Genomic DNA, 3,178 nt, shown 5'->3' with positions numbered 1-3,178 from the left:
GCCGCGCCCGCGGCGCACGGCCGGCACAAGCGGGCCGACCGCGGCCGGCCGCAGGTGCCGGGGGGCGTCGCCGCCACCGGCCACCTCCAGGAGCAGCACGTCTACGGCGCCCCGCCCGCCCACCGGCTGGGCCGGCTGCTGCTGGTGGCCGTCCTGCTGCTGCTCATCGGGGCGGTGCTGTACGCGCTGCTGTTCATGCCGCGTGCCTCGGAGAGCGCGGGCGCCGGGCAGGGGACGCGGCGGACGGCGGACGCGCTGAGCGCGGCACCGGGCACCGGCGGCGCGATCGGCCGCTCGGGAGCGCCACGCGAGGACGAGGTGACGGTCGAGACGAGTGGGGCGGCCAAGGGCTTCACCCTGCGCCGCGATCCCAAGGGGTTCACCGTCGCCGTGGCCCGCGAGTGGCAGCGCCGGGGGGACAACGAGCGCGGCCAGGTCGTCTACGCGGGCGGGGACTTCGAGCTCATCGTGGTGCCGGGCCGGGACAAGGTGTCCGAGTTCGGGGCCGATCCGATGGCCTACCAGCAGGAGCGGGAGCCGGAGCTGGCCGCCTTCCGGTCGTCCTCCTGGTCCGGGTCCTCCGGGCTGCGGCGGGTGGACGTCGGCCGGACGGCCGGCGCGGAGGGCACGTTCAACTGGAACGACGGCAGCGGACGCCAGGTGTACGTCCGCAACTCGGCGGTCATCCTCGACGGGCGCTACCACGTGCTCCAGGTGCTGGGGCCGATGGACGGGCAGCGCTCGGTGGACGGCTTCTTCGAGCAGGCGACCGCCACGTATCGCGCGGGTTCGAGCTGATGATCCGTCACGCACCGCTCCGCGGAACGGCGTTTACGCGCTCGCCCGCGCGAATTCCGGGGACGTGAACGACCGTGCGGGCAGCGCCGTAAGCCGTGGTGCGCGGGAGAGTGCGGCGTCGGAACGGGTGGTCTGAGAATCGAACGACGAGCGCCCGGTGTTCCGTCGCGGTAAGGCGCGGATCGGCGCGGAAGGGCCCGTGGGCCGAACACGGGTGGTAACCCTCCGGAAATCCGCTCGGGCGAAATTCTGAGCGACAGAAATGCGCACCGTAATCGAGAACCGGAAATGCCCGGGTGAAGTCTTCGGAATGATCACGCTGTGTTGATATCGAGTGGTGTTCTCCATGGAACTCGTCACGCATCGGAGTAGGGTTCGCCTCGGGTACTCTCCCTGGAATGTCCCGTGCTCGTATCGGCATGGAGGTCGCGATTCCCCCGTGTTCGAGTCCACGCAGTGTGCTTCGCACAGTTTGTGGCGTAGATACTCCTTTGCGCCGGAATATCCCTGAAGTGGTTGTTGAGACGACTGTGGGGCAACCATGCTGTGCGGGAAGGGAGTCACGCTGCGTGATCCCTTGGAGACGCGAGGCGTTGTGTCCGCCGGTTCGGATGGTGTGAGCGGTGCAGGTGCTTCAAATGCAGCTGGAGGTCGGGGTCGACCCCGCGGAGGTGGGGCGGGCCCGCAGATGGGCGCGGTCGCGGCTGGCCGGATCCGGGATAGGGATCGACGAGCCGCTCGCCGAGACGCTGATCCTGCTGATCTCCGAGCTGGTGACCAACGCCGTGGTGCACACGGGCTGTCCGGCCGTGCTGCGGATGTTCTTCCCTGGGGATCCGGGCGTCCCGGGAGGGTCGGGAGGTCCGGTCGCCCCAGGAGTCACGGGTCCGGTGACGGGCGACGTCGGCACGGTCCGCGTCGAGGTCGCGGACATCAGCGCCCGGCCACCGCGCCGCCGGTGCGCCAGGGGTGACGAGACGGGCGGCCGGGGCCTGGAGCTGGTGGACGGCTTGGCGGACCGCTGGGGCTGGCAGCGGGAGGGCTCGGGCAAGCGCATCTGGTGCGAGATCGACCGGAGCCCCCTCCCGACGCGGACGCTGCCCCGCTGGAACGGTGCTTTCGAGCCACAACACGCCATCACAAATAGGGCGTAGGAGGCAAAGTCCAGACCAGGTGTTGACGGGAAGTGTTCACCTGATCACCCTTGGATGAAGCGATTCGTTGCGAGGGGACGTCGAGACGCCCAGGTGACCCCGGACGACTTGGCGAGTACGGGTCGCGGTCCGGCGCGACCACAGGGCTCAGGCGCCGGAGCTGGGCGGCGGCGGCGTGCGGTGCCGTGCTCGGGGTGCGCATCGGTGCGCCGCCGCCGGCTCGTCCTCACGGATGGCCCGTAATCGCCCGCCGAAACCCCTTTGAGCTCTCCCGGGTGAGGTGCGTCACAGATTCGGGGCGGCTGCCGTCCGGGAAGGGCGCTTGCGCGGTCCTTCCCGGTGGAACGGTTCCCTGGTCGCTCCTGTTGCCCGTGTTGCCTGTGTGGTCCGTGGAGTTGAGGCCGCAGGTCGGGACAAAACCGGGCATTCGGTGGCAACAGCCCTTCGCTACGGAACCTCCTGGCCGCTGGGGGAATCATTCTTGGAGAGAGGGGCGGATATGACACAGCAAGCTGAGCCGGGCTCGATACCGGACGAGGCGCCGGCGGCCGCACCCGACGACTCCGCCGGGACGGACGGCGCCGCGACCCGGGAGCGGGAGGAGCCGGGGGAGCGGGAGGCGCGGGAGACGCGCGAGGAGCCGGGGGCGCGGGGCGGCCGGACGCGCGCGCCGCGCCACAAGGACGGGTTCGGCGCCGCGTTCTGCGCCTCGATGGCCACGCTCTGCGCCGAGGTCGTCGTCGCGGCCAGCGCCGGGGTGCTCGTCCTGCTGTCGCGGGAGCACCAGGGGCTCCCCACCGCCCCCGTCCTGGCCGTCGCAGCCGCGCTCGGCGCGCTGTTGATCACCGTGCTGCTCAGCGGCTTCGTCACGGCGGCCGCCGTGATGCCCGCGCTGGAGCTCTCCCGCCGCGCGGCCGCGCGCGCGGGCCGGCCCGAGGGCCGGTGGTGGACGGTCGGCGCGGTGCCGGCGGTGGCCGCGGCGCTGGTGATCGTCTTCGGTGCCGTGGCGGCGCTCGGCGCCCTCGCGCCGGCCCACCCCCTCAAGTACCTGATCTGGTGGGGCGCGCTCACCGTCGGCCTGCTGCCGCCGGCCCTCGCGGCGCGCCGGGCCGCCCGCCGGGTGCGGGAGGACCGCCCCGGCAGCGTGGCCCGGCGGGTGGCCAGGGACGGCGTCCTGGCCTGGCTGCTCGTCGGCGCGGTCGGCGCGACCGCGTACGGGACCGGGC

The 3,178-nt window shown here is 72.4% G+C and carries 2 protein-coding genes and 1 pseudogene; all 3 read left to right on the top strand.

Annotation, left to right across the window (positions count from 1 at the left end; all coding sequences use genetic code 11):
- A partial coding sequence (locus JNW98_RS34170; RefSeq protein WP_504755628.1) for a serine/threonine kinase C-terminal domain-containing protein occupies nucleotides 1-798 on the top strand: 798 nt, incomplete at its 5' end.
- Nucleotides 799-1,421: 623 nt separating this feature from the next.
- On the top strand, nucleotides 1,422-1,952 hold the full coding sequence (locus tag JNW98_RS34165) for an ATP-binding protein (RefSeq protein WP_223772176.1): 531 nt from the start codon (nucleotides 1,422-1,424) through the stop codon (nucleotides 1,950-1,952).
- 499 nt (nucleotides 1,953-2,451) lie between these two features.
- A pseudogene (locus tag JNW98_RS34160) lies at nucleotides 2,452-3,178 on the top strand (hypothetical protein); the annotation flags it as partial.

Origin of the sequence: Streptomyces huiliensis, assembly GCF_020037025.1 — a bacterium.
GTDB classification, from domain to species: Bacteria; Actinomycetota; Actinomycetes; order Streptomycetales; family Streptomycetaceae; genus Streptomyces; species Streptomyces huiliensis.
The sequence above is the reverse complement of the archived record's forward strand: the minus strand, read 5'-3'. Positions and strand labels throughout refer to the sequence as shown.